The 24,019-nt window shown below is 53.6% G+C and carries 23 protein-coding genes; 11 read left to right on the top strand and 12 right to left on the bottom strand.

Features of this window, described 5'->3' with window-relative positions:
* The first annotated feature begins 23 nt into the window (after positions 1-23).
* From ACR0EO_RS04650 to ACR0EO_RS04630, 5 genes are all read left to right on the top strand, one after another.
* A complete protein-coding gene (locus ACR0EO_RS04650) occupies positions 24-1,115 on the top strand; it encodes an ABC transporter ATP-binding protein (RefSeq protein ID WP_480687463.1) in 1,092 nt (363 codons plus the stop codon).
* Between the two features lie 109 nt (positions 1,116-1,224).
* The gene (locus ACR0EO_RS04645) at positions 1,225-2,316 is read left to right on the top strand and encodes an extracellular solute-binding protein (RefSeq protein ID WP_480687461.1); all 1,092 of its coding nucleotides are present in this window, start codon (positions 1,225-1,227) and stop codon (positions 2,314-2,316) included.
* A 66-nt stretch (positions 2,317-2,382) separates the two neighbouring features.
* Complete coding sequence (locus ACR0EO_RS04640) at positions 2,383-3,654, top strand: ABC transporter permease (RefSeq protein WP_480687459.1); 1,272 nt, start codon at positions 2,383-2,385, stop codon at positions 3,652-3,654.
* A 5-nt stretch (positions 3,655-3,659) separates the two neighbouring features.
* Positions 3,660-4,871 (top strand): ABC transporter permease, encoded by a 1,212-nt coding sequence (locus tag ACR0EO_RS04635; RefSeq protein ID WP_480687457.1) that lies wholly within the window; start codon positions 3,660-3,662, stop codon positions 4,869-4,871.
* A 162-nt stretch (positions 4,872-5,033) separates the two neighbouring features.
* Positions 5,034-6,254: an aminopeptidase P family protein gene (locus ACR0EO_RS04630; protein ID WP_480687455.1), complete on the top strand. Its 1,221-nt coding sequence runs from the start codon at positions 5,034-5,036 to the stop codon at positions 6,252-6,254.
* A 21-nt stretch (positions 6,255-6,275) separates the two neighbouring features.
* Here ACR0EO_RS04630 and speB read toward each other — a convergent pair whose 3' ends face one another.
* Complete coding sequence (speB, locus tag ACR0EO_RS04625; protein ID WP_480687453.1) at positions 6,276-7,250, bottom strand: agmatinase; 975 nt, start codon at positions 7,248-7,250, stop codon at positions 6,276-6,278.
* 131 nt (positions 7,251-7,381) lie between these two features.
* On the opposite strand from speB, the gene ACR0EO_RS04620 reads away from it, so the two are divergent.
* The 3 genes from ACR0EO_RS04620 to ACR0EO_RS04610 all read left to right on the top strand — a co-directional run bounded on the left by ACR0EO_RS04620 (position 7,382) and on the right by ACR0EO_RS04610 (position 9,777).
* Positions 7,382-8,224 (top strand): glycosyltransferase family 25 protein, encoded by an 843-nt coding sequence (locus tag ACR0EO_RS04620; protein WP_480687451.1) that lies wholly within the window; start codon positions 7,382-7,384, stop codon positions 8,222-8,224.
* Positions 8,225-8,344: 120 nt separating this feature from the next.
* Positions 8,345-8,722, top strand: a complete 378-nt coding sequence (locus ACR0EO_RS04615; RefSeq protein WP_480688232.1) for a group I truncated hemoglobin — start codon at positions 8,345-8,347, stop codon at positions 8,720-8,722.
* Positions 8,719-9,777, top strand: a complete 1,059-nt coding sequence (locus ACR0EO_RS04610; RefSeq protein ID WP_480687449.1) for an adenylate/guanylate cyclase domain-containing protein — start codon at positions 8,719-8,721, stop codon at positions 9,775-9,777. The genes ACR0EO_RS04615 and ACR0EO_RS04610 overlap by 4 nt, the downstream gene beginning before the upstream one ends.
* Before the next feature lie 3 nt (positions 9,778-9,780).
* Here ACR0EO_RS04610 and ACR0EO_RS04605 read toward each other — a convergent pair whose 3' ends face one another.
* The 9 genes from ACR0EO_RS04605 to guaA all read right to left on the bottom strand — a co-directional run bounded on the left by ACR0EO_RS04605 (position 9,781) and on the right by guaA (position 19,026).
* On the bottom strand, positions 9,781-10,395 hold the full coding sequence (locus ACR0EO_RS04605; protein ID WP_480687447.1) for a TetR/AcrR family transcriptional regulator: 615 nt from the start codon (positions 10,393-10,395) through the stop codon (positions 9,781-9,783).
* 79 nt (positions 10,396-10,474) lie between these two features.
* Entirely contained in the window at positions 10,475-11,344 is an 870-nt protein-coding gene (gene ppk2 / locus ACR0EO_RS04600; protein WP_480687445.1) for a polyphosphate kinase 2, read from the bottom strand.
* 49 nt (positions 11,345-11,393) lie between these two features.
* Positions 11,394-12,347: an alpha/beta fold hydrolase gene (locus ACR0EO_RS04595; RefSeq protein ID WP_480687443.1), complete on the bottom strand. Its 954-nt coding sequence runs from the start codon at positions 12,345-12,347 to the stop codon at positions 11,394-11,396.
* On the bottom strand, positions 12,337-13,254 hold the full coding sequence (gene metA / locus ACR0EO_RS04590; protein WP_480687441.1) for a homoserine O-acetyltransferase MetA: 918 nt from the start codon (positions 13,252-13,254) through the stop codon (positions 12,337-12,339). Before metA ends, ACR0EO_RS04595 begins: the two co-directional genes overlap by 11 nt.
* 39 nt (positions 13,255-13,293) lie before the next feature.
* Complete coding sequence (locus tag ACR0EO_RS04585; RefSeq protein WP_480687439.1) at positions 13,294-14,166, bottom strand: ATPase; 873 nt, start codon at positions 14,164-14,166, stop codon at positions 13,294-13,296.
* A gap of 50 nt (positions 14,167-14,216) precedes the next feature.
* On the bottom strand, positions 14,217-15,113 hold the full coding sequence (locus ACR0EO_RS04580) for a DMT family transporter (RefSeq protein WP_480687437.1): 897 nt from the start codon (positions 15,111-15,113) through the stop codon (positions 14,217-14,219).
* Between the two features lie 101 nt (positions 15,114-15,214).
* On the bottom strand, positions 15,215-16,342 hold the full coding sequence (locus ACR0EO_RS04575; RefSeq protein ID WP_480687435.1) for an OmpP1/FadL family transporter: 1,128 nt from the start codon (positions 16,340-16,342) through the stop codon (positions 15,215-15,217).
* Between the two features lie 121 nt (positions 16,343-16,463).
* Positions 16,464-17,369: a DMT family transporter gene (locus ACR0EO_RS04570; protein WP_480687433.1), complete on the bottom strand. Its 906-nt coding sequence runs from the start codon at positions 17,367-17,369 to the stop codon at positions 16,464-16,466.
* Between the two features lie 97 nt (positions 17,370-17,466).
* On the bottom strand, positions 17,467-19,026 hold the full coding sequence (guaA, locus tag ACR0EO_RS04565) for a glutamine-hydrolyzing GMP synthase (protein ID WP_480687431.1): 1,560 nt from the start codon (positions 19,024-19,026) through the stop codon (positions 17,467-17,469).
* 171 nt (positions 19,027-19,197) lie between these two features.
* Here guaA and ACR0EO_RS04560 point away from each other — a divergent pair, with 171 nt between their 5' ends.
* On the top strand, positions 19,198-19,896 hold the full coding sequence (locus tag ACR0EO_RS04560; RefSeq protein WP_480687429.1) for an MgtC/SapB family protein: 699 nt from the start codon (positions 19,198-19,200) through the stop codon (positions 19,894-19,896).
* A gap of 74 nt (positions 19,897-19,970) precedes the next feature.
* Here ACR0EO_RS04560 and ACR0EO_RS04555 read toward each other — a convergent pair whose 3' ends face one another.
* Positions 19,971-20,672 carry a DUF2270 domain-containing protein gene (locus ACR0EO_RS04555; protein WP_480687427.1) on the bottom strand — a complete coding sequence of 234 codons (702 nt, stop codon included), beginning with the start codon at positions 20,670-20,672 and terminating at the stop codon, positions 19,971-19,973.
* 155 nt (positions 20,673-20,827) lie between these two features.
* On the opposite strand from ACR0EO_RS04555, the gene ACR0EO_RS04550 reads away from it, so the two are divergent.
* A complete protein-coding gene (locus ACR0EO_RS04550; protein ID WP_480687425.1) occupies positions 20,828-22,372 on the top strand; it encodes a trimethylamine methyltransferase family protein in 1,545 nt (514 codons plus the stop codon).
* Here the strand turns inward: ACR0EO_RS04550 and ACR0EO_RS04545 are convergent, their stop codons facing one another.
* Positions 22,373-22,672 carry a DUF6477 family protein gene (locus ACR0EO_RS04545; protein ID WP_480687423.1) on the bottom strand — a complete coding sequence of 100 codons (300 nt, stop codon included), beginning with the start codon at positions 22,670-22,672 and terminating at the stop codon, positions 22,373-22,375.
* A 238-nt stretch (positions 22,673-22,910) separates the two neighbouring features.
* Here ACR0EO_RS04545 and ACR0EO_RS04540 point away from each other — a divergent pair, with 238 nt between their 5' ends.
* Positions 22,911-24,017 carry a DUF6456 domain-containing protein gene (locus ACR0EO_RS04540; RefSeq protein ID WP_480687421.1) on the top strand — a complete coding sequence of 369 codons (1,107 nt, stop codon included), beginning with the start codon at positions 22,911-22,913 and terminating at the stop codon, positions 24,015-24,017.
* Positions 24,018-24,019 lie beyond the last annotated feature (2 nt).

The following is a 24,019-nucleotide window of genomic DNA, read 5'->3' as shown; positions in this document are numbered from 1 at the left end:
GCACAGGGGAGCCAAGTCGGTAAATGTCCAATGACGCAGCGTTCGTCGAGTTTCAGCGTGTCCAAAAATCTTACGATGGTGAAATACTGGTCGTAAAAGATCTAAACCTCTCAATGCCAAAAGGTGAGTTTCTGACGATGCTGGGGCCGTCTGGGTCCGGCAAGACAACTTGTCTTATGATGCTGGCGGGGTTCGAAACGGCCACTCACGGCGAAATCATGTTGGACGGTCGTCCAATAAACAACATCCCGCCCCACAAGCGTGGCATCGGGATGGTTTTCCAAAACTACGCTTTGTTCCCGCACATGACGGTCGCTGAGAACCTTTCGTTCCCACTGGAAGTGCGGAAGATGGGTAAGAGCGAACGTGAGGACAAAGTAAAACGAGCTCTGGATATGGTGCAGATGGGGGCTTTCGGCAGCCGTCGTCCCGCCCAGCTCTCAGGTGGTCAGCAGCAACGTATCGCTCTGGCACGCGCACTTGTCTTTGAGCCCGAGTTGGTTCTGATGGACGAACCGCTGGGGGCGCTGGATAAACAACTGCGAGAGCACATGCAGTTTGAAATCACCCGTCTTGCGCACGAGCTAGGTATCACCACGGTTTACGTGACTCACGACCAGACCGAGGCGCTGACGATGTCGGACCGCGTCGCTGTGTTTGATGATGGACGTATTCAGCAGTTGGCACCGCCGGACCTGCTTTATGAAGAGCCTGAAAACAGTTTTGTTGCGCAGTTCATTGGTGAAAACAACACGTTGGAAGGCGTTGTTAAGTCAATCGATGGCGACTCATGTGTAGTTGCGCTTGATGATGGGTCCGAAATTGATGCCAAGCCGGTGAACGTCCACAAGGCGGGCGAACGCACTAAGGTTTCGATCCGACCTGAGCGGGTGGAATTCAACAAAGACCGCCTGCATGCTGACGCCCATACACTAAAGGCCACGGTGAAAGAGTTCATCTACATGGGCGACGTGTTCCGTTTCCGCCTGTCAGTAGCTGGAAATGACGACTTCATTATCAAAACCCGGAACGCGCCAGACGCAATTAAACTGCATCCGGGTGAAGAGGTCGAAATCGGCTGGTTGGCTCAGGACTGTCGGGCGCTGGACGCCTGATAAGGAATTTCCGTGCGACCCGCCCGGGCGCACGGAACAACAGATGATCGGGTTGCCCCGTGATCCGATCCTCAAAGTCAAAATTAACGGGTATAACAGGGAGTTAACTATGAAAGTTACTAAAACCACTCTATTGGCGAGTGCGGTTGCTGCTGTTGCAGGCGGCGCTATGGCCGAAGAGATGACGATTGTCTCCTGGGGCGGCGCTTACTCCAAATCGCAGCTCAAAGCCTATCACGAGCCCTATTCGGAAAAGACCGGCGTCACCATCCTGAACGATGACAGCTCGAACGAAGCGGTGGCCAAACTGCGTGCGATGAATGAAGCGGGCAATATCACATGGGATGTGGTCGACGTTGTTGCCGCGGACGCAATTCGTCTGTGTGACGAAGGTCTGGCTATGGAAATCGATCATGACGAGATGCTCGAGCCAGCACCCGATGGCACCCCGGCTTCCGAGGACTTCGGTGAACTGATCGTCAGCGACTGCTACATCCCGAGCATCGTTTATTCGACCACGTTCGGGTATCGCACCGATCTGGTGGGTGACACGCCTCCGACCGATGTTTGCGCCGTGTTTGATCTGGAAGCCTATCCAGGCAAACGCTCGCTCGAAAAGCGTCCTATCAACAACATGGAATGGGCGCTGTTGTGCGACGGCGTAGCCAAGGATGATGTTTACGACGTTCTGGCCACGCCAGAAGGGCAGGATCAAGCCCTGGCTAAGCTGGACACCATCAAGGACAGCGTTGTCTGGTGGTCCGCAGGTGCTGACACGCCGCAATTGCTGGCCGATGGCGAGGTTGTCATGGGTTCGACCTATAATGGTCGTCTGTTCAGCGTGATTGAAGAGCAGAACCAGCCTGTTGCAATGCTTTGGGACGCGCAGGTGTTTGACATCGACGGTTGGATCATTCCCGCCGGTCTTGACGATGAGCGCAAGCAGCGCGCACTGGATTACCTCCGGTTTGCGACTGACACTCAGCGCCTGGCGGATCAGGCCAAGTACATCTCGTACGGTCCGGCACGTGCATCGTCGGCTCCGCTGGTAGGTCAGCACGCTGATCTGGGTATCGACATGGCTCCGCATATGCCGACCGATCCAGAGAACGCCAAGAATACGTTCCTGTATAACTACGAGTTCTGGGCTGACTATCGCGACGACATCGACGCGAAATTCCAGGCGTGGCTGGCTCAATAAGCCCGCTTTGAAACGTAAGGTCGGGGCCGCCAATGGCCCCGATCCACTAAAGACCAAGGGACGCAGATGACTGACGCTACTCAATCCGGCCCGATGTTGGCTGCAGATGGCACGCCACTGAAGAAATCACTGGCGCGTTCGCTGAGACGTCGCAAACTCAGGGCACTTGCCCTTGTTGCGCCCCTGCTTCTGTTTGTAATGCTCTCGTTTGTCATACCGATCGTGTCGATGCTGTTGCGCTCGGTGGAAAATGGCATCGTCGCGGAAACGCTCCCACTGACGGTGGTTGAGCTAAAGAGCTGGGACGCCGAGAGCGGAGAGTTGCCGGAAGAGGCTGTATACGCCGCGTTTGCGAAAGACATGGTCGCGGCGGTTGAGGCGAAAGAACACACCAAACTTGGTACGCGTTTGAATTACGAGCAAACAGGAATGTCTTCGATGTTCCGTAAATCTGGCCGTAAGATCAAACGCATGGACCCTGAGGCTGATGCGCCTTTCAAGGAAAAGCTGATTGAGATCCACGACGGATGGGGTGATGTCGAGACGTGGCGCACGATCAAAACTCACGCGGTTCCAATTACGAACGGCTATTTCCTGAATGCTATTGATATGCGCCGCACACCTGAGGGAGCTCAGGCGCAGCCCGAAGACAAACAGATTCTGATCAAGCTTTTCGGACGCACGTTGTTCATGTCGCTGATCATTACCGGCTCATGTATTCTGCTCGCTTATCCGGTCTCGTACCTGCTGGCGACGCTGCCAATGCGTGTTTCTAACCTGTTGATGATCCTCGTATTGTTGCCGTTCTGGACCTCGCTTTTGGTTCGTACATCGGCTTGGAAAGTAATGCTGCAGCAACAAGGGGTTATCAACGAAACGCTGGTCTGGCTTGGGTTGGTCGCGGATGATGCCCGGCTTGTAATTATCAACAACCAGATCGGCACGATTATTGCGATGACGCATATTCTGCTGCCGTTCATGATCTTGCCGATGTATTCGGTAATGCAGACGATCCCGCCGTCTTACACCCGCGCAGCTAAGTCGATGGGTGCTACGAACTGGACGACGTTCTGGCGAATATACTTCCCGCAATCCATTCCGGGTATCGGGGCGGGGTCGATCCTCGTGTTCATTCTGGCCATCGGCTACTACATCACGCCTGAGATTGTGGGCGGCACCAAGGGTGTCTTTATCTCGAACCGAATTGCCTACCACATCTCGTCCTCGCTGAACTGGGGCTTAGCTGCGGCGCTGGGGACGATCCTCCTGGCGGTCGTTCTGTTGCTCTACTGGTGTTACGACAAGATCGTGGGCATCGATAACGTGAAATTGGGATAAAGATCATGGCAGCACTTACACCTATATCCCGCAAACCGTTGTCGGTTGTTCTACCTGCGGTCGCCATCGCCGGAGGTTTCGTCGGAATGTTCGTCGGAGCCGGGCAGGGCAATGTTCTGCTGGGAATCCTGATCGGAGCCGCGTTGATGGCGGGCTTGGCATGGCTCTATATTTCGGTTCTAGACAATGAGCGTGTCGCGCGCTGGGTCACCGTTTTAGGGCTAGCTGCGGTCGGGTTCTTCTTTGCCGGGATCACGGGACTGATTGTTGGCCTGTTGGTCGGATGGTTCTTTGCGTTCTTCATTTTCTGGCTTTACGAGGGGCGTTACAGACAAAAGCTGCTGCCGTACCTGACGGGTCGGCAAGTGTTTGAGCACTACCTGTTCCGCGTGATTTGCGGTGCGATCTTCGTCTTCTTGATCACCCCGATCCTTGTGGTCCTGCCACTGTCTTTCAACGCGCAAGACTTCTTTACCTTCACGCCCGAGATGTTGCGCTTGGATCCTGAGGGATATTCGCTGAAGCACTATCGCGATTTCTTCACCAACAATGAATGGCAGCGGAGCTTTAAGAACTCGCTTATCATTGCCCCGATTGCGACAATAATCTCGGTTTCGCTGGGGACGCTGGCCGCCATTGGCCTGAGCCAAAGCCATGTACCTGGACGTCGGGCAATCATGGGCATTCTGATCTCACCCATGATTGTACCGCTGATCATTTCAGCGACTGGCATGTTCTTCTTCTACAGCGATATTGGCCGGTTCCTTGAAGGCACGCTGGGAATGGACAAGAACTTTGTGGGGTATGTGAAGGTAATCCTCGCGCACGCGGTTCTGGGTATTCCCTTTGTGATCATCACGGTGACTGCGACACTGGTCGGGTTCGATCAATCGTTGACTCGGGCCGCAGCGAATATGGGCGCAGGTCCGGTGAGGACCTTCTTCAAGATCCAAATGCCGCTGATCCTGCCAGGCGTTATCTCGGGTGGCCTCTTCGCCTTTATCACGTCGTTCGATGAGGTTGTTGTTGTACTGTTCGTCGGTTCGGCTAGCCAGAAAACACTACCTTGGCAGATGTTTACTGGCCTGCGTGAACAGATCAGCCCAACCATTCTGGCGGTTGCGACTATCCTTGTTGTCATCTCGATTGCGTTGCTGACAACGGTTGAGTTGCTGCGCCGTCGGTCCGAGCGTCTGCGGGGTCTCAGCCCCGCTTGACGCGACTCGCAAGGTGATTTAGCGATTTCGTTATGTAGCCCGGTCACGATGGCGTCGTGACATCCAAACGGGCGCATGGCTCTCGGTTCCCGAGGCCGCTTGTCCTGAACGCCGGGGCTTGTGGTCGGGCGGGGTGCCTGTCCGGCATTTAGGAGAGAGCAAATGACTGATCTACAAAATCGCCCAGAGTTTTTCACCAGCCACAATGGCGACAAAGCGCCATTGCCATTCAGCAAAGCGGAATACTCTCGGCGTTTGGCTAGCCTGCGAGCGACGATGGCTGCACGTGATATTCCGGCAGTGTTGCTCACGTCGATGCACAACATCGCTTACTATTCTGGCTTTTTGTATTGCGCCTTTGGCCGGCCGTACGGCTGCGTTGTTACGCAAGACAGCTGCACGACCGTTTCCGCAAATATCGACGCCGGACAGCCGTGGCGCCGCTCTGTCGAAGAAAATGTCATCTACACCGACTGGAAGCGAAACAACTATTGGCGTGCTGTTGCCAGCCTGATTGGTTCAGCCGGTCGGCTTGGCATCGAAGGCGACCACATGACGCTCGCGATGCGTGACACGGCATTGGATATGCTGGGCGGACCCGAACTGGTTGATATCGCAGCCGATACAATGGCCGCACGTATGGTAAAGTCCGCCGAAGAAATTGAATTGATCAAAGGTGGTGCGCGTACTGCAGATGTTGGTGGGGCCGCTATTCACGCCGCGATCCGCGAAGGCGCTACCGAGATCGAGATTGCAATGGCTGGACGTGACGCGATGGAGGCAGAGATCGCGCGCGCTTATCCGGACGCTGAGTATCGCGACACCTGGGTCTGGTTCCAATCCGGCCTGAATACAGACGGAGCGCATAACCCGGTCACTAAACGAGCGCTTCAAAAGGGAGATATCCTGTCTCTGAACACCTTTCCGATGATTTCGGGCTATTACACGGCGTTGGAACGCACTCTGTTCTTGGGTGAGCCCGATGCGGAAAGCCTGCGCATTTGGAAAGCCAACGTCGCCGCGCATGAGTTGGGTCTGAGCCTTATAAAACCGGGTGCGACTTGTTCTGGCATTTGCGAAGAGATCAACCGCTTCTTCGCGGATGAAGGCCTGCTGCAATACCGCTCGTTCGGCTACGGCCATTCGTTTGGTATTCTGAGTCACTACTACGGCCGAGAAGCAGGGCTGGAGTTGCGTGAGGATATCGACACTGTATTGGAACCGGGAATGGTCGTTTCGATCGAGCCAATGCTTTGGATTCCAGAAGGCCAGCCAGGCGCAGGCGGGTATCGCGAGCATGACATCCTGGTGGTCGAAGAAACCGGCGCTGAAAACATCACCGGTTTCCCTTACGGCCCAGAGCACAACACGATCAGTGCGTGATCGCATTGGCAAGAAGGGCGATCAGCCCTTCTTGCCCTTTTCGTGGAAAATGAATCCGATGAAATTCAACAGGACTTGAGCAGCAAGAATCTGAGTGCTTTCAGTTGGGTCATAGTTGGGAGCGACCTCGACCAAGTCGATGCCAACAACGTCACCGCGTTTAGCTAGTCCCTGCAATATCTCCAAAACATCATAATATAGAAAGCCGCCGTGGCTCGGCGTTCCGGTCCCGGAGGCGATCGAAGGGCAGAAGGCATCTATATCAATTGTCACATAGTACCGTGCGCCTTGCGGAATTCTTTCGAGCACACCATCCGTGCCAAGCTTTCTGACATGGCGGACCGAAAGGATGTCGGAACCACGTGCACGAGCGTCCTCGTATCCCTCCTTTGCAGTTGAAGACACGTTGCGAATGCCCAGCTGGGTCATGCCCGAGACATAGGGTTTCTCAATCGCACGCCGCATAGGGTTTCCGTGGCCTGCAGTGACACCGTGACGTTCGTCAACAAAATCCAAATGGGCGTCAATTTGAACTACGTGAATAGGCCCGTTGTTCTCGCAATCAGCTTTGAAGGCGTTGATGCACGGGATGTTAACAGAATGGTCTCCGCCAATCGTGACGGGCAGGGCACCCGCCGCTAACATCTTTTCAACGCCAAATTGGATGTTTGCGTGGCTCTCTTCTGTCTTAGTGTGAATGATATCGGCATCCCCGATATCGACCATCCGAACTGAAGCATCCAGATAAGTGGCATCGTCTTCGTGGTCGTAAGCCCCGGCATGGCCAAAACTGAAGAGTGTCGAGGCTTCGCGCACAGCTCGAGGTCCAAATCGCGCTCCGGATCGCCATTGGGTTCCAAAGTCAAAGGGCGCACCCATTATGGCAACGTCAGCGTCGATTCCGTCCCAATCCTCAACGTATGGAGATTTGCCAAAGGTTGAGATGCCGACAAATGGTAAGTTCAGACGTCCGCTTGAATACCCGTGAGATGCCATTGAACGATTCCTATTTCCTGTTCTTCTGGTGCAGCCTAGACGCGATAATCAAAGCTGAATAGACCATCTCACAGGCTTGATTGTCGGGAGTACGGATGTGTATTTGGCTAGAGTGTTCGAAAGGAAAAAACGTGGGTCGTCACGAGCTGCCATCGAAAACGGGCGTGTTTTACATCAACCTAGATCGCGTACCCGAGCGCAAAGCGTTTATGGAGCGGCAGTTTGCCCATGCTGGTTTGATAGGAGCGCAGCGGTTTAGCGCTACGGACGCACAGCAAGACGGTGCATTGGATAACAACGGCTATGTTGCAGGAACAGGTAGCCGGTGGGGGTTAAAGCAGAGTGAAATCGCTTGCTTTGAAAGCCATCGCGCCGTGTGGCAGGCGGCGATTGACCAAGGGTTGAAAGCAGTTGCGATATTTGAAGATGACGTCGAGATGTCCGCGAAAGCAGGTGAGGTGATCACGTCCGTACTAAATTGGGCGACCGGGTTTGACTTTGTAAAGCTCGACTATTCTCCGCGGGCACTTCGGTTCGGACCGCAAACAGAAGTAGCCGGTGTTTCGGTAAGACCGATGTTAGAGATGGCCCCGAGCGCTGCGGCCTACATCCTGACCCAAGAAGCTTGCCGAAAGCTGTTATCGTGGTCAGAGCAATACTCGGATCACCTTGACGACTTCGTTTCAATTCCGCGTCGGGATTGGAAGATGTATCAGTGTTTTCCCGCGGTTGGCGTGCAAATGATTTGGTCAAAGCAACAGGATCAGATTGTTGAAACGGTAAAGGTCAGCGAACGCTCTCAGGATAAAAAGACCAACAGTGGATTGGACAAGGGGCCGCTTTGGTTCCGTATAAGACGGGAAATACAGGCAGCGCGGCGCAAGCTCTATTGGCGCGTGGGTGGTCAAAGCCGACTGTTAGAGCAGGGTGGCTTTGTGGGCTTTATTCCCTGTGCGGATGATCTAACCGTCTAGAGAAAACAGTTTGGAGTCGCCGTTTAGCAATGGCTCTGGTTTCATCGGTCCAATGCATAAGCGTTAACAAAACTGTCAAATTGATATAGCATTCCAGTGTTGTTGTTTGTTTACGACTGGATGTGTGGTGTGAGTCAGACAATTTATGAAAGATATGGTGGGTTTAAAACGATCAGCAGGATCGTGATGACTTTCTATGAAATGGCCTTAGATTCAGATCAGATTGGCGGCCATTTCGAAGATATTGATATGCCACGTCTGATTGACCACCAAACCAAGTTTGTTTCGTCCCTGGTCGGTGGTCCTGCATCTTTCAGTGACGAACGGATTGAAGCAGTTCATCGGCATCTGAATATCTCTCATGCAGATTTTGACGAAATGGCTGAACTCTTTGGTGAGGCGCTGGCTGCGCATGGCATGGAAGATCGGCACATCAAAGTCGCCCTCGGCGCCATTGAGGCCAAACGCGCTATTATAGTTACTCGAGACGCCGCATGAGCATTCTCGCGATCAACGAACAGTTATTACGCGCAATCGGAGTTGGAGTTGCTGTCGTACGGGCCTCTGATCTGACTTTTGTGTTTAGCAACGGACCATTTGGCGAATGGTTTGGCAAACCAGAAGAGGGGCAAACGTTGCTGGATTTGCTCCCCGATCTGGATTTGCGGGAATTAGAAGACGTCAAACAGTCGGGGCTAAGATATTCAGTTGAACTACAGATCAAGCCGAAACGGCGGACATTGATCTTTGCGACGGCCATTTCTTTGGCGAATGGGCTGTCCGAACAGGTTCTGGTCGTTGAGTGCCAGAACATCACGAGGATCCGTGAACTTGAAAGTATGATCGACAGTTACTCGACGATGGTCGAGCGGAACACGCGCGAGTTGGAAAGGGAAAAAGAGCGTGTTGAGCGTCTGCTGCTAAATCTGATGCCACGAGCGGTCTATGAAGAATTCAAGACGTTCGGTGTCGTTACACCGCAGCTTTATGATCAGGTTTCGGTAGTAATGCTTGATTTCGTTGGCTTCACAGACTTTGCCGCCAAAACCGATCCGACTGTTACGCTGAGTGAACTGAACGATATTTTTACCGCCTTTGATCGTATCGTCGAACAATTCGGTTGCGAAAGGATCAAGACGATTGGCGATGCGTATCTTGCCGTGTCTGGTATGCCTGACGCGACACCGGATCATGCCACGGCCGTGGCGCACTGCGCTGTTCGGTTTTTGCGGTATTTAGAGCGGCGAAACGAAAGCCACCCGCATAAATGGCAGGCTCGTATTGGATTGGGAATGGGGGCTGCTGTGGGCTCGGTCGTCGGAATCCAGAAATACGTATATGACGTTTTCGGTCCGGCGGTGAACATAGCTTCACGCCTCCAAGTCTTTGCAAACCCGATGAATATCGTTGCACCCGAAGAAATGAAGTACGCCTTGATCGATGAGTTTCAAGTTTCCGACATTGGGCGTGTTGACATCAAGGGTATGGGTGCGATGGACCTGATTAACGTGACTTCTGGTCTCAGCGCCCCGCAACCATTGTCTAGGTTTTGATCCCTAATCGTCTTGTGGAACCAAGCCGAGGCCTCTCAGATAAATTCCGATTCCTGTTTCAAGCAAATCCTCCGGAGGGAAGGGGGATGTTGCCCCGGTGTTTCGGGCGAACAACTCTACAACACCGTGACTCATTGCCCAGATATGCGCGCTAAACATCGACGCGGGTGGGCGTTTTTCAGGCGGGATGTGCTGAGACAGATCAGCAGCAGCCTTTTCAAGAACCGCTTTTGCATGATTTGCGGCCAGTGCCAATTCGGGGGTTCGGTTGACGGAAATCCCACTCTCGAACATTGCAATGTAATGTCCGGGATGTTTGCGCGCGAAAGCCAAATAAGCGCGGCCTGTGGCTTCGAAAGCGGCGAGGGCAGAAGGCTGGCCTTTATCATAGGCGTACTGCATCAAATCCGCGAACATCTCAAAGCCTTGCCGGGCGGCCTCGGCGATCAGGTCTTCTCGGCCGTGAAAATGCCTGTATACAGCAGCGGGTGTTACGCCCGCAGTTTTTGCAGCCTCTGACAAGGTAAAGCCGGTCGGACCTTTTTCTTCGATCAGAGACAAAGCTGCCTCGATCAGTGCCTGCTTTAGGTTCCCGTGGTGATACCCGCGTTTCGTCATCCCTGTGTCAGGTGCCTTTGTTGTTCAAGCTGTCGGAATACATGACATATGCCGCGTTGTTGTGTTCGTCCACTATCGGTCACGCATCCCAAATTTCTGGCCCACCGCAAATCTTAGGGTCGTTCGGGCCGATGGCATCTTCGTCTTTTTCATCATAGTCCAAAGCGTGTAGGACCGTGCGAATAGCGGCCAAACGCGCGCGTTTTTTGTCATCTGATCGGACGATGGTCCAGGGACAATGCTCGGAATGGCTACGGGTCAGTGTTTCCGAAATCGATTGACTGTATTCATCCCATTTGTTCAGTCCCGCTACGTCAATCGGACTGAGTTTCCATTGCTTTAACGGGTCTGTTTCACGCGCCAAAAACCGATTTAGCTGCTCGGCCCGACCAACGTTCAACCAGAACTTAAACAACTGGATGCCGTCGTTAACGAGACCTGTTTCCAAAGGCAGCACTTGGCGGAAAAAGCGTTCCCGTTCCTCAGTTGTGCAAAAGCCAAATACGTTTTCCACAACGCCGCGATTGTACCAGCTGCGGTCGAAGAAAACGATCTCACCCGCTCCGGGCAGGTGCGATATGTAGCGCTGAAAATACCATTGGCTGCGCTCCATGTCAGACGGCTTACTGAGCGCTACGTTGCGCGCACCTCGTGGGTTCAGGTTTTCACGGAACCGCTTGATGGTGCCGCCTTTTCCTGCAGCGTCACGGCCCTCGAAAATTAAGGCAACGCGGCGATCCGTTTCCTTGACCCAAGACTGCATCTTAACCAGTTCAATTTGCAGCTTTTCCATCTGCTTGTCATAGTCCTTACGTTTCATACGCTCTTCGTAAGGGTAGCTTGGGTTCAGAATATCACCCTTGTCTGACTTTTCTATCGCGGAGCGCACCTCCTTTGGGGCGTCCTTCTTAAAGTACTTTTCAATGGAGCCTTTTTCAGAACGGGTCATGGTTTACCTCGCCATAAAATCCATATCCTACTATGGATTAGCTGGCGACTTAACGCAAACCTGCTCGTTCGGCTGCGCGGTCGATGGCCTCGGCTACTTCTGGTGCAGCGACGACCTGCGGCATGTGGCCGACCCCTGGCAATTCAATTAATTCTGCGCCCGGGATTTGTTCGATCAGGCGTTCGGAGTGCCAACCCAACCCGACAGTTGTGTCGGCTGTCCCGTGAACGATTTCGGTCGGTACATTAATCTCGCTATACTTTGGTTGAAGGGCGCGTACCTCCTCCAGAAGATTGGCCCGTTGTTTGGCGTTGGCGTGCATTGAACCGCGGCGGATTGTTAAGCCCGTACCGAAATGGTCCGCATAGCCTTTCGGCGCAGTTTGTGGGGAAAAAACGTTATCCAACGCGCTTTCGACGTACCATTCGGGCACGAAAGCCGTGATCAAGGGTAGGGCCAGCGCATTCCCGATAGGGGTCGACGCTAACTGATTAAAGCCGTCAAGTGGCGTTTCCCATGGAATCGCGGCCGGAGCGATCAATACCAACGCCGCTATGTTGTCAGGTCGTGTAACCGCCCATGCTAGCGACACAGACCCGCCATAGCTTTGGCCTGCGACAATGGGTTTGTCGGCCCCCAATTGCGCTGCGGCCTTTTGAAGAATATCGGCTTGCTCTTCAAGAGTTTCGCCGTCGGGGTTGAAGCTGTCGCTGTATCCTAGCCCGGGTCGGTCAAAGACTATCACCCGATAGTTTTTTGCGAGGATTGGCGCCAAAGCAAAGGTCATATCCCGAGTATTGCCGCTGGAGCCGTGGAGAAGAACGACATCGGGGCCTTCTCCCATAACGACGGCATGCACGGAAACGCCGTCGACATCGATCATCTCACCTTCAGGAGGAAAGCTGGCCTCGGCTCGCGTTTCATTTCGGGCCACTCGCCACGCGGTGACAAGCGCCAAGACTACCAAAAGCAGCCCGAAGGTTATGAGTGCCTTAACTGCCAATAGCTTCCATATCAAAGGGCGTGGACTGATAGATTTCGTTAATCCAGTTACCGTAGAGCAGGTGGGCATGGCTGCGCCAGCGGTTTTGCGGCGGTAGGCTTGGGTCGTCGTCTGGATAGTAGTTTATCGGCACGTTTATCGGCGTACCGTTTTCGACGTCGCGGTCGTATTCCTGCTTGAGCGTATCGCTGTCGTACTCGAAATGGTTAAAGATGTAGATCGCGCGATGCGCTGGATCCTCGACCAAACAGGGACCGACTTCGTCGCTTCCCAGCAATGTCGTCAACCCATCTGCGCCGTCGATTTCGCTCTGTTTCATTTCCGTCCAACGGCTGACCGGGATCACGCAATCATCGGAAAACCCGCGTAGGAACGGCGAGGCCGGGGCAAGGTTCCGATGCCGGAAACAGCCAAACGCTTTTGCATCCAGCATGTGTTTTCGGACGTTGTGGAAATGGTTGATCATCGCCATTCCGCCCCAGCAAACACCGAAAGTAGAGTGCACGTTGGTCTGGGTCCATTCAAAGACCTCCCCAAGTTCGTCCCAATAGGTAACATCATCAAATTCGAGATGCTCAATTGGGGCACCGGTTATGATAAGGCCGTCGAATTTCTCGTCTTTTACCTCTTGGAACGGGCGATAAAACTCAGCCATATGCTCAGCAGCCGTGTTCTTAGTCCGGTGCTCAGTCATCCGGATAAGAGACAGATCGATTTGCAGTGGTGTTGCGCCGATCAGGCGCGCAAACTGGTTCTCTGTTTGAATCTTCTTGGGCATCAGGTTCAGCAACCCAATGCGCAGCGGACGAATATCCTGACGCATTGCCTGATCCTCGGCCATAACCATGACGCCCTCTTTAGTAAGAACGTCAAAAGCAGGAAGGTCGGAAGGAATCTTGATCGGCATCAGGTACAAGCCTTTGGAAGAACAGTGTAAGAGCGGTAATTAAGCGCGGTTTGCCTGGGTCTCAAGGGTACGTTCGATCAACTCATCGAAATCACCCGCATCACGGATTTTGTGCATGTCATCCGCAGTCACGGTCACGCCCCAGTTTTTCGCCATCGCCTGATAACGCGGCTGACGATGTGCAAGAGCTTGTGCGTAGGTCCAGCGAATAAACGCGTTGGGGTCTACTTCCTCTGCAGTGCACGTGTTTTGAGCCAAGTAGTCATCCCATACCCGGGTCAAGAACTCAGGCTGATAGGACATGGGTTTAGGCGCTCGGTCAAAGCGTCGGACCAACTCAGCAGTATGGTCTTCGTCCCCCTGAATCCAGATCATCAACGTTTGGCAAGATAGCTCCGTCAGCACCTGGTCGTGCGGGTCTTCTGGATCAACCCACTCACAAATCGACCCCCCGGTATCGCAAATGAAATGAGGATACTGGTAAAGACGGTCTGCTCGGTCGATGAAGTATTTCGTGTCCAAAAGGGCATGAATTTCTGCCAAACGGAATTGTTCTTGACGACGGCGGTACTCGGTCAGATCCATACCGCCCAGCTCAGGGTTGCCGGGTTTTCCAAGATAAGAGGCGACAGGGGTCAGGTTCTCAAAAGAAATATTGGAGCCAATGAAGATCGAATCTGACAACAGCAGGTCGCGTAGAAAAGGAACCTTCATCGCTTCGGCTTTGGCATTATCGGCGATGTATTCGCCCATGTACCGAGTTCCGATTCTATAATCGATCGAATAGTGGAACCAATCTCCAGAGTCGCGCAGAACGTTAGAGACATAGGTCTTTCCAAGGCCCGACATGCCAAAAAACAGCACTCTTTTTCGCGCTGCTTCGCGCCAGTCTTTTGCCGAGCTATAGATCATCGTCCGCAGTCCCTTGTTTTGGACCTAGCTAAATCGGGCAGGGGGCGGCGTCAATCATGCGCGCGAGATCGGTTAAGAACCAAAAGGCCAAGCGCAAGAACTGCAAAGCCCAGATACGCCTGAGGCAGCAATGCTTCGTCCCGCAATACTGAGCCCAAAACGATGGCGACGGGCGGGATCACGAGGGTAACGAGCATAAGGTTCCCTGCGCCTGCCATGGCGAGAACCCTGTAATACAGCAGATAGGCACCAGCCGTCGCGATCAGGGCGTAGTAGGCAATGGCCGCCCAGGTTTCCAAGGGTAGTGCTAAGGTCGGTACGCCATCAACTGCCAGAGTTATTGGCAGGATCAAAATTGTGGATCCTGTCAGCATGCCAGCCGCGGCAACGACAGGCGGTAAATCTGACAGTGTCGCACGGGCCCATGCGCCGGCGAGAGCGTAGGAAACAGTGCCAGCTACGATGGCCAACTGAGCAGCGCTTTGGAGATTGAAGCTGGCAAAGTTCTTTAGCCCGATAGCAATCGTCACGCCGAGGAACCCCATGCCAACACCAATGGCACGAGCGCGCGTCAGCCTTTCATCTTTAAAAAATAGTGCTGCTGTCAAAACACCGAAAATTGCCGTCATGGCATTTAGGATCGAGGTTAACCCGGTCTCAATATAGAGTTGGCCCCAAGCCATCAGGGAAAATGGGATAGCATTATTGAGCAGACCCATCACCAAGAATGCGCCCCAGATACGGGGGCTGCAAGGGATCGGTAGTTTTCGAATTCGTACCACAATCCAAAGGGCCAGCATGGCCCAGAAGACGCGATGCAAAACAGAGGTCATCACTGGGATAGTATCCAAGGCAACTCTGATTGAAATGAACGAAGCTCCCCAAATTACACCGAGAAGTAAAAGTTCTGTCCATGCTCTTGAGGAAAGATTTTTTTGATCAGCCATAACTCGTTTTGGCATTGTCGACTGGGCGGCGCGACCCGGAACTTGCGCAAAGAAAAACCCCGCTGAGAAAGCGGGGTTTTAAGTTCGTCTGTGAACCGATCTTAGTTCAGTGCGTAGGTCAGCTGAAAGCCAACGCTCCAGGCCGAGTTGCCTGAGAATTCGCCGCCAGTTGTAGTGGTTGCGTCACCAATGTCAGTGTAACGAACGCCGCCGGACAGCTGAGCATTCTCGAAGCTGTAGGTTCCACCGACACCGAGGCTCCAGAATCCATCAGTCGGACCCAAGTTAGACACGGTCGAACCCGAAGAGGTTTCGTAACCAGCCGACACAGCACCCGAAAACTCGTCCGTGAACTGATAGCCCAAGCCCAATGTATAGGTGAATGTGTCGTCTTCGTAGTCGACGAGGTTATCACCTGTAATACCGACATAGACCGGTGGGGCCAGTACGGTTTGCGGCCAGTCCACCCAGCGGATCGATCCGAACAGCAGTGTTTTTGGTGCAACGCCGGTCTGGAAGTCCAGGTTGATCGATTGCGGTGTAACAACCTCAGTTTCGGTTTGCTGGCTAACCAACGGAACCGGAATTGGTGGGGGCGGCAAGTTGTTGGACTCGGTCGCCGAGAAGTCGTGAGTGATTTTCGAGTTGTATACAAGCGAGACACGAGCCGCGATGTCCGGGCGCTCCCATGCGACACCAACAACATAGCCAAAATCCGTTTCGTCGCTTGGATCGAATTCGTACCCAAGTGCGGCTGGTACGGCCACGTTTGCGCTCGCGCGCTGAGCCCGGATACCACCGATGGCGCTAAAGCCACCGTCGAACTTGTACCGCAGAAGGGCCGTGATCGCGTCTAGATCCGCCTTGGCGCGCAAGACGTCAGTGCGTCCGCCAACAGGAGCTGTGGGGTTTTGGGATAGGGGGTAGTTGGTAGGATAGCTCACATCGGCGCCAAAGGGCTGATCGTAAATCAGAGCGAAATCCAAACGGTCGGTGAACGCATGCTTGTACGCGAGGTGTGGAGTGAAGAAGTCGTCAGTCACATTGCCTGAATCTACACCATTTTGCTGACCGCTTACGTCGGGGTTGGTGTAGCCCAAGCGGAGCTGAACGGCGTTTCCTTCTTCGAACAAGATGTTGACGCCTTGGCCACTGCGATCGAGGCCACCTGCATAGGCCCCCGTCGCCCCGACACATACCGCGCACGCCTGTAGTAGCGCTTTTTTCATTAGTTCCTCCCTTTGTTCCTCCGGCGATCAGTGCTGCATGACGTTCGGTGCGGCCTGATCCGTTTTTGTGGTGCTCGATATTTCCTAGGCGTTTAAGTTAACGTCAACCTGTGACCGTGCGTTACTTCTTCTGAGTGTCTCGTGGAAGTGTTGCTAAACTGTTACGATTTTCAGCGTGCACATTTAGAAAGATCCCGGCGAAGATCACGGCCGCTCCTAGCAGGGTCCATTGGTCCAAAGGCTCGTGGTATAGAACCATTCCCACAACTGCGATTGTAGGCAGGCGGGCAAAGTCGAAAGGCACTACTACAGTCGCCGGCGCGATGGCCAGTGCGTTAGTGATACAGTAGTGGGCAAGTAAACCCGCCAGACCCACCAACAACAAAAACGGTACCGTCTCGGCGTTTGGCAAAGTGAGTTGCCCATCAATTCCAGCGGCAAACAATCCCAGAAACGCCTGCATGACCGTAAGCCAGAACATGATGCACCCGATGCTGGCAAACTGAGTTAGCTTCTTGGTGGAGATTGTTGTCAAAGCGAAGAAAACTGCCGAAAGAGCAGCCGTTAACAGCCCAGTGCTCAACGGCGCGGCGCCCGGTCTGGTGACGATAAGAATGCCAGCAAATCCAATCAGTGCCGACAAGACACGAACGGTCGTCAGACGTTCTCGTAACAACAGAGGGGAAAGCAATATCACCCAGATGGGTTGCGTGAATTCAAGCGCAAATACCTGTGCCAATGGGATGACTGACACTGCATAGAACCAAAGGTTTTGACCTGTGAAATGGAGCACGTTTCGAACACCATGCAGGCTCAACCTATAAGTCGAAACCTGACTCCATTTCTTCGTAAACGTCAAAACCAGAGCTACCACGCAAATGCCAACAAGGCTGCGATAGAACATGATCTCGAACGTGTCGTGCGTCACGCTCAACTCACGCCCGGCGACGGCCATAGAAGAGAATGACGCAATGGCTCCGGTCATCCAGAGAGCTGCTTTGCCGATCTGTGGTTTACTGCTGTCCATTGGCCCGCTTGCAAGAATCACGCATTACAATTTTGAAAACTATGGGTTTTTGACCGGACATAAACAAAAAAGCCGGGACAGAGCCCGGCTTTTTGCGTCATTCCCACTCGATAGTTCCCGGAGGCTTCGAGGTGATGTCATAGGTGCATCTGTTGATGCCCTTGACCTCGTTGATAATCCGCGTGGCGGTCTCCCCTAGGAATTCGTGGGTGAAGGGATAGTAATCTGCAGTCATTCCGTCGACTGAGGTCACCGCACGCAGAGCACAAGCATAATCGTATGTGCGGCCGTCGCCCATCACGCCGACTGTACGGACGGGCAAGATGGCCACGAATGCCTGCCAGATTTCGTCGTAAAGGCCGTGCTTGCGAATCTGGTCGATATAAACCGCATCTGCTTCTCGAAGAATCTCCAGCTTTTCGCTGGTGATTTCGCCGGGGCAACGGATTGCGAGGCCCGGGCCAGGGAAGGGGTGGCGGCCAATAAAGCTTTGCGGCAGACCCAGTTCACGACCGAGTGCGCGGACCTCATCCTTGAACAGTTCGCGCAGAGGTTCGACCAGCTTCAAACCCATTTTCTCAGGCAAACCGCCAACGTTGTGGTGGGATTTGATCGTTACCGATGGACCGCCAGAAAAAGAAACGGATTCGATGACGTCGGGATATAGCGTGCCTTGGGCTAGGAACTCAGCGCCATCGATTGTGTCGGCGTGTTTCTGGAATACGTCGATGAACAGTTTGCCGATGATCTTGCGCTTAGTCTCTGGATCGCTCTGGCCTTCCAGTTCGCCGAGGAACAGTTCGCTTTCATCTGCATGGATCAGCTGAATGTTGTAGTTGTCGCGGAACATGCCCACGACTTCCTCTGCTTCGTTCTTACGCAGTAGGCCATGATCAACAAATACACATGTAAGCTGATCGCCGATCGCCTCGTGGATCAAGATTGCAGCAACCGAACTGTCAACGCCGCCAGAAAGGCCGCAGATGACCTTTTTGTCGCCAACCTGCTCTCGGATTTTGCGGATCATTTCGTCGCGGTAGGCACCCATTGTCCAGTCACCACTGAAGCCAGCCAGCTTTACGAAATTCTCATAAAGCTTGGCGCCTTTTGGCGTGTGGTGAACCTCGGGATGGAACTGAACTGCGTAGAAGTGTCGATTTTTGTCTGCAGTGATGGCGTAAGGTGCATTCGGCGATGTACCGCAAACCTCAAAACCCGGTGCGATTTCACTGACATGATCACCGTGGCTCATCCAAACCTGCTCGTCGCCATCGGCAAACCAACCATCTAGGATATCCAACTGTCCTTTTGGAGTGACAAAGGCACGGCCGAATTCGGCGGTACCGTGACCGCTTTCAACTTTACCACCCAATTGATGCATCATGACCTGCTGGCCGTAGCAGATGCCGAGGATCGGAACACCGTAGTCAAAGATCTCTTGCGGGGCCCGAGGGGATCCCTCGCGCGTCACACTGTCAGGACCGCCCGAGAAGATAACAGCTTTTGGAGCCATTTCCCGTACGAAGTCCATTGTGACGTTCTGGTAAGGGTGGATTTCGCAATAGACATTCAGCTCACGCAGGCGGCGGGCAATAAGCTGCGTTACCTGGCTGCCAAAGTCGATGATCAGAAGGCGGTCATGGGATGTATCACTCATGTCCGCGCCATAGGCTAAGCACGAGAATTTCGCAAGTGAAAGGTCATTTTAAGCGCACTTGAATGTTGATGTTTGGCGGAAATGAGATGCTCTATTGTAAAAGTTTTGTAACAGAAATATGACGCACCTCGCCCGTTAGTCCGGGTGGCAAAACCCAAAGGGGAGGTGTGAGTGCCAATAGCCGTTGAATTAGCCGCTTTGAATCTGGCTTTGGCGCTGTTTTGCGGTGCCTTGATAGGATCAGAGCGTCAGGTCCGTCAAAGAATGGCTGGCCTGCGAACGAATGCACTAGTCGCACTAAGTGCGGCGGCTTTTGTCGTGTTTTCTGCACTTTACCCAGATGAGGTCAGTCCGACTCGAGTCGCGGCACAGGTCGTTTCAGGGATCGGATTCCTCGGGGCGGGTATCATCTTTCGGCATGGCTTTACCATTCACGGGCTGAACACAGCGGCGACTTTGTGGTGTTCCGCGGCGGTCGGTATGATGGCTGGAAGCGGAGCGTGGATTTTCGCGCTAATGATGACGGGTTTCGTTATATTCGTGAACCTTGGCCTGCGCCCTTTGGTAAAATGGTTGAAAAAGACGACACGGGCAGGAGTCCCGTTGACGCAAGAGTTTCGGATACTGGTTCGCTGTGCCGAAAATGCCCAAGCTGATGCACGCGCGGCCGCGTTGCAGGCTCTGGCTCAAAATGGCGTTCGAATAGTTGGGTTTCAAAAGAGCGAGGAAGATGAAGAGGGTGTCCAAACCCTCGAAATTCTTGTGTCCACGGAAGATCAACCAGAGGACGTCCAGCACAAAATTGCAGCTCCGTTGATTCTAGAGCCGGGAATCATGAGCGTGGAATGGGAAGAAACCCCGGAGACCTAGTCAGAAATCTTGGCCTCAAACGGTAACTTTGGGTTGGCAATCTCTATACAGGCTAAAGGCCCTCGTGCAAACCTTTAGCCCATTGACTCAGACTTTTTGCTTCCACGTCGTGATGCGCGACCCACATCTGCGCGATAGCTCCAGATAGCTATGAAAGACCAGCAGATAATATACAAAATACCAGTGACGATCAGAGCTTCACCTGGAATGGGGCCAACGTCCGCTCGGTCGATGGCCTGTGCGAAGTTACTGACCGGTGTCGGGTGGACAAACAGCTTTACACCGAATGCCAGGCTTTGGATCAGGAGGATCCAGAGGTAGTTCCTGCGTATTCTACGTCCGATCGCAACCATAAGGCTCACATGATAGCGCGGGTGTAGGTAGTCTTCCGCGAGAACCTTCTGCCAGTTTTCCTCCATATGGAGGTCTCCGTCATAAAGAAGAGGGGCATAAAAGTGCGTCTCGAGCCATCTTGCGCGAGCGCGCCAGACGTTGAAGTACCTGTATCTGCGGGCCTCAAGCATCAGAAACAAAATGATGAGAACACCAACCAAAACCAGGGGTAGGGGCGACGCTTCGGGAGAGGCGAAGGAAATCGAAAGAGCAACCCCAAGCGTTACCACGGCCCAGTTTGTTGTCGTGTCTAATCGCGTGCGCCAGATGGTGCTTCTGTAGACTTCACCTCGATACAAGTGCGCAACGGCGCCAATCTCAGCCGCATCAAGGGAGCTTCGTTCGGAAATAGCGGCGGGTGCTTTTTGCGATTCCGGTTCCATACTCCTATCATGAACATCCAGTAATTCGGGTCAAAACAAAATCAGAGTGACGAACATGTCGCTTTTGGCCCTATAGCACCGTAAACCACGTTCGATGTGGGTCGCGGTTCCGGTAACACCAATTGCAACGTGAACATGACTAACGGGATTATCTCATGACAGAGGCAAACACCCGACGCAGAGCCCGAGGCGGTGGTGGTGCCGCTCGCCGAGCCGAGCGTACGGCAGTTCGTATCGAAACGGCAAAGTACATCGAACGAAACATTCCGAATTTCGAGATTCTCAACGAAGAAGCGTTGGAAATCATCGAAACAAATGCAGAAACCCTTCTGGCTGAGGTTGGCGTTAACTTCGTCGACAACCCAGGTGCATTGCAGCGCTGGAAAGACGCAGGTGCCGATGTAGACGGTGAACGCGTTCGCATCCCTCGCGGCCTGGCGCGTGAGCTGATCAAAACAGCCCCGAGCCAATTCACTCAGCACGCCCGTAACCCAGAGAAATCGGTTGTCATCGGCGGCCGGAACTTGGTTCTGGCCCCGGTTTATGGCCCTCCGTTCGTGCGTGATGCGCAAGGCGGTCGCCGCTATGCAACCATGGACGACTTCAACAAGTTCGTGAAACTGGCTTACATGTCCAAATGGCTGCACCATTCTGGCGGAACAGTGTGTGAGCCGACCGATATTCCGGTGAACAAGCGTCACCTGGATATGCTGATGGCGCACATGACTCTGTCGGACAAGCCATTCATGGGGTCGGTCACCGATCCTAGCCGTGCGCAGGACTCGGTTGAGATGTGTGAAATCCTGTTCGGCAAAGAGTTCGTGCAAGAAAACACCGTCATGACCTCGCTGACCAACATCAACTCGCCGATGACGTTCGACGATGTGATGATGGGCTCTCTGGAAGTTTATGCGAAGAACAATCAGGCCTGCATCATCTCGCCCTTTATCGTAGGCGGCGCGATGGCACCTGTTTCTGTCGCTGGTACGCTGACTCAGGTTCTGGCCGAAGTTTTGGCCGGTGTCGCTTACAGCCAAATCATTCGTCCGGGTGCTCCGGTGATCTTTGGAGCGTTCGTTACTTCAATCGACATGAACTCGGGCGCACCGACCTTTGGTACACCTGAAGCCGCGCACATCACCTATGGCGCAGGCCAGCTGGCTCGTCGCCTGAACCTGCCGTTCCGTTCTGCCGGTTCGTTCTGTGGTTCGAAACTACCGGACGCACAAGCCGCCTACGAGACAGCGAACTCGCTGAACATGGGTCTTCTGGCTGGCGTGAACTTTATGCTGCACTCGTGTGGCTGGTTGGAAGGCGGTCTGGTCGCCGACTTTGAAAAGTTCGTAATGGATGCTGATCAACTTGGCGTACTGCATGGTCTGGCGAAAGGCGTTGCTTACGACGAAAACGCTCAGGCAATGGATGCGATCCGTGAAGTTGGACCAGGTGGTCACTATCTGGGCTGCGCGCATACGCAAGCGAACTTCAAGGAAGCTTTCTGGAAAACGGATCTTCTTGACTACAAGCCTTACGAGACTTGGGAAGATGAAGGTGCACGTGATACGCGGCAACTGGCGTCGGCGCGGGTCGAGCATTTGCTGGCAAACTACCAGCAGCCGCAACTCGACCCGGCGATTAACGCCGCTCTCAATGAATACATTGAGAAGAAAAAGGCATCCATGCCGGACGCCTTTACCTAACTATTGATATAGCGAAGCGCGACTGGCTTGAAACAGTTGCGCTTCGCCCAACAGCGCAATGAGCAGGTCTAGATGACGGACCAATGAGTAGGCCGCATCTTCAGCCAAACGCTTTGCATTAACTTCTTTTTCCATTTCCATCAGTCGAACAAGAGCTGCACCGGTTCCGGGCAGTGAGCCGTACCCGAGAATGCGTTGTAGATGGCGTTCGCGGTCGTAATCCTGAACTCCATGCTTGGCCGCACGTGCAAGTAGACGAGGGCGGCGGAGGGTCGAAATCATGGTCATTAGGTCCTGCATGTCGAGGGTCCTTTGCGTGAGTGAGTTTCGATATTTTTGACACAACCTAAGCGGGTGTTGCCTTGATTGGGTTCTCTCCGAACTCTGACTTCATGAGTGTTTATGTTTTTGAATCAAATCTGGTTCTTGTCCCCGGTGGTTAACGAACGAGTAACGAAAGCGGCTCTAGTTAGATTTGGTTAACAATTAATTGGGGGCGGTAGAGAACAGATTGTTTTGTCGACGAGGACAAGTAACTATGGAAAATAACATGGCTTTCACCATCCCGGCTTGGGTACCTGAGGGGGCACAACGATACTTGGCCCACACAGAAACAGGCCAGTCGATCCGCGACATCGCGAGATCAGTTGGGTGCCATGCTTCGACAATTCTCAGACAAATCAGACGAATTGAAATGCGGCGAGACGACCCTTTGGTCGATGCTGCTCTGAGGGCCTTGGCGGACACGCACTATTCCGAAGCGGAGGAACTAAACGGAGCGCCTGCATACGGCTTTAATTTGGTGCAGGAGGAAGCTGACGCGGCGGTAGATGAGTTCAACAGTGAAGCGCTCCGTATATTAAGAAGGCTATGCGAAACCGGTTCGGTTCTGGCCGTCGCTGAGGAAATGGAGAAAGCCGTCGTTGTACGCGATTCTGGCGATGGGGCGACGACCAGAACAGCTGTAGTTGAATGTAAGATCGCGCAGGCTCTTGCGCTAAACGACTGGATCACTTGCGATAACCCGGGGCGGATTTCGCGCTATCGAATCTCGACATCGGGGCGGGCGGCTCTTAGCCAACTGGTAGCGGACGCTGAAAACAAGGCTCGAACGCGCAACGAGTTTGGCATGGCCGAGGCGCAAGCATCTTTCCAAATGCCGATGGCCGGATCGAAACCCAAACAGGACCGGCCTAGGCGTATCCGTTATAGCGTGGCGGAAAGCCCATTGATCGCTTTGGCTCGCAGGCGAGACCGGGATGGAAAGCCTTTCCTTGATGAAGAACTGGTTAAAGCTGGTGAACGCCTACGAGAAGATTTCGAATTGGCGCAGGTTGGCCCTCAGGTCACGCAGAACTGGGACCATTTCTTAACCGCCGGAGGCCGAGGTAGTTTCAACAGTGAAGCTCATGGTGGGCGAGGGGCAATGGATGCGCGTGACCGTGTTGCGCACGCTTTGTCTGACTTGGGGCCCGGCCTCAGTGATGTCGCTTTGCGCTGCTGTTGCTACCTTGAGGGGCTGGAACTCGCGGAAAAGCGTATGGGGTGGTCTGCACGCTCTGGAAAGATCGTGCTTCGGATTGCTTTGCAAAGGCTTAAACGCCACTACGAGAGCCAGGCAGAGCGTAGCCGTATGATCGGATAACG

The organism is Ruegeria sp. BE9, assembly GCF_056538765.1.
This window is presented reverse-complemented; position numbering and strand designations above follow the sequence as displayed.

Bases quoted from the DNA above. Each gene is read 5' to 3' on its own strand.
- ACR0EO_RS04650 (WP_480687463.1), top strand. From the start codon at position 24: ATGTCCAATGACGCAGCGTTCGTCGAGTTTCAGCGTGTCCAAAAATCT.
- ACR0EO_RS04645 (WP_480687461.1), top strand. From the start codon at position 1,225: ATGAAAGTTACTAAAACCACTCTATTGGCGAGTGCGGTTGCTGCTGTT.
- ACR0EO_RS04640 (WP_480687459.1), top strand. From the start codon at position 2,383: ATGACTGACGCTACTCAATCCGGCCCGATGTTGGCTGCAGATGGCACG.
- ACR0EO_RS04635 (WP_480687457.1), top strand. From the start codon at position 3,660: ATGGCAGCACTTACACCTATATCCCGCAAACCGTTGTCGGTTGTTCTA.
- ACR0EO_RS04630 (WP_480687455.1), top strand. From the start codon at position 5,034: ATGACTGATCTACAAAATCGCCCAGAGTTTTTCACCAGCCACAATGGC.
- speB (WP_480687453.1), bottom strand. From the start codon at position 7,250: ATGGCATCTCACGGGTATTCAAGCGGACGTCTGAACTTACCATTTGTC.
- ACR0EO_RS04615 (WP_480688232.1), top strand. From the start codon at position 8,345: ATGTGTGGTGTGAGTCAGACAATTTATGAAAGATATGGTGGGTTTAAA.
- ACR0EO_RS04610 (WP_480687449.1), top strand. From the start codon at position 8,719: ATGAGCATTCTCGCGATCAACGAACAGTTATTACGCGCAATCGGAGTT.
- ACR0EO_RS04605 (WP_480687447.1), bottom strand. From the start codon at position 10,395: ATGACGAAACGCGGGTATCACCACGGGAACCTAAAGCAGGCACTGATC.
- ppk2 (WP_480687445.1), bottom strand. From the start codon at position 11,344: ATGACCCGTTCTGAAAAAGGCTCCATTGAAAAGTACTTTAAGAAGGAC.
- metA (WP_480687441.1), bottom strand. From the start codon at position 13,254: ATGCCGATCAAGATTCCTTCCGACCTTCCTGCTTTTGACGTTCTTACT.
- ACR0EO_RS04585 (WP_480687439.1), bottom strand. From the start codon at position 14,166: ATGATCTATAGCTCGGCAAAAGACTGGCGCGAAGCAGCGCGAAAAAGA.
- ACR0EO_RS04580 (WP_480687437.1), bottom strand. From the start codon at position 15,113: ATGGCTGATCAAAAAAATCTTTCCTCAAGAGCATGGACAGAACTTTTA.
- ACR0EO_RS04575 (WP_480687435.1), bottom strand. From the start codon at position 16,342: ATGAAAAAAGCGCTACTACAGGCGTGCGCGGTATGTGTCGGGGCGACG.
- ACR0EO_RS04570 (WP_480687433.1), bottom strand. From the start codon at position 17,369: ATGGACAGCAGTAAACCACAGATCGGCAAAGCAGCTCTCTGGATGACC.
- guaA (WP_480687431.1), bottom strand. From the start codon at position 19,026: ATGAGTGATACATCCCATGACCGCCTTCTGATCATCGACTTTGGCAGC.
- ACR0EO_RS04555 (WP_480687427.1), bottom strand. From the start codon at position 20,672: ATGGAACCGGAATCGCAAAAAGCACCCGCCGCTATTTCCGAACGAAGC.
- ACR0EO_RS04550 (WP_480687425.1), top strand. From the start codon at position 20,828: ATGACAGAGGCAAACACCCGACGCAGAGCCCGAGGCGGTGGTGGTGCC.
- ACR0EO_RS04545 (WP_480687423.1), bottom strand. From the start codon at position 22,672: ATGCAGGACCTAATGACCATGATTTCGACCCTCCGCCGCCCTCGTCTA.
- ACR0EO_RS04540 (WP_480687421.1), top strand. From the start codon at position 22,911: ATGGAAAATAACATGGCTTTCACCATCCCGGCTTGGGTACCTGAGGGG.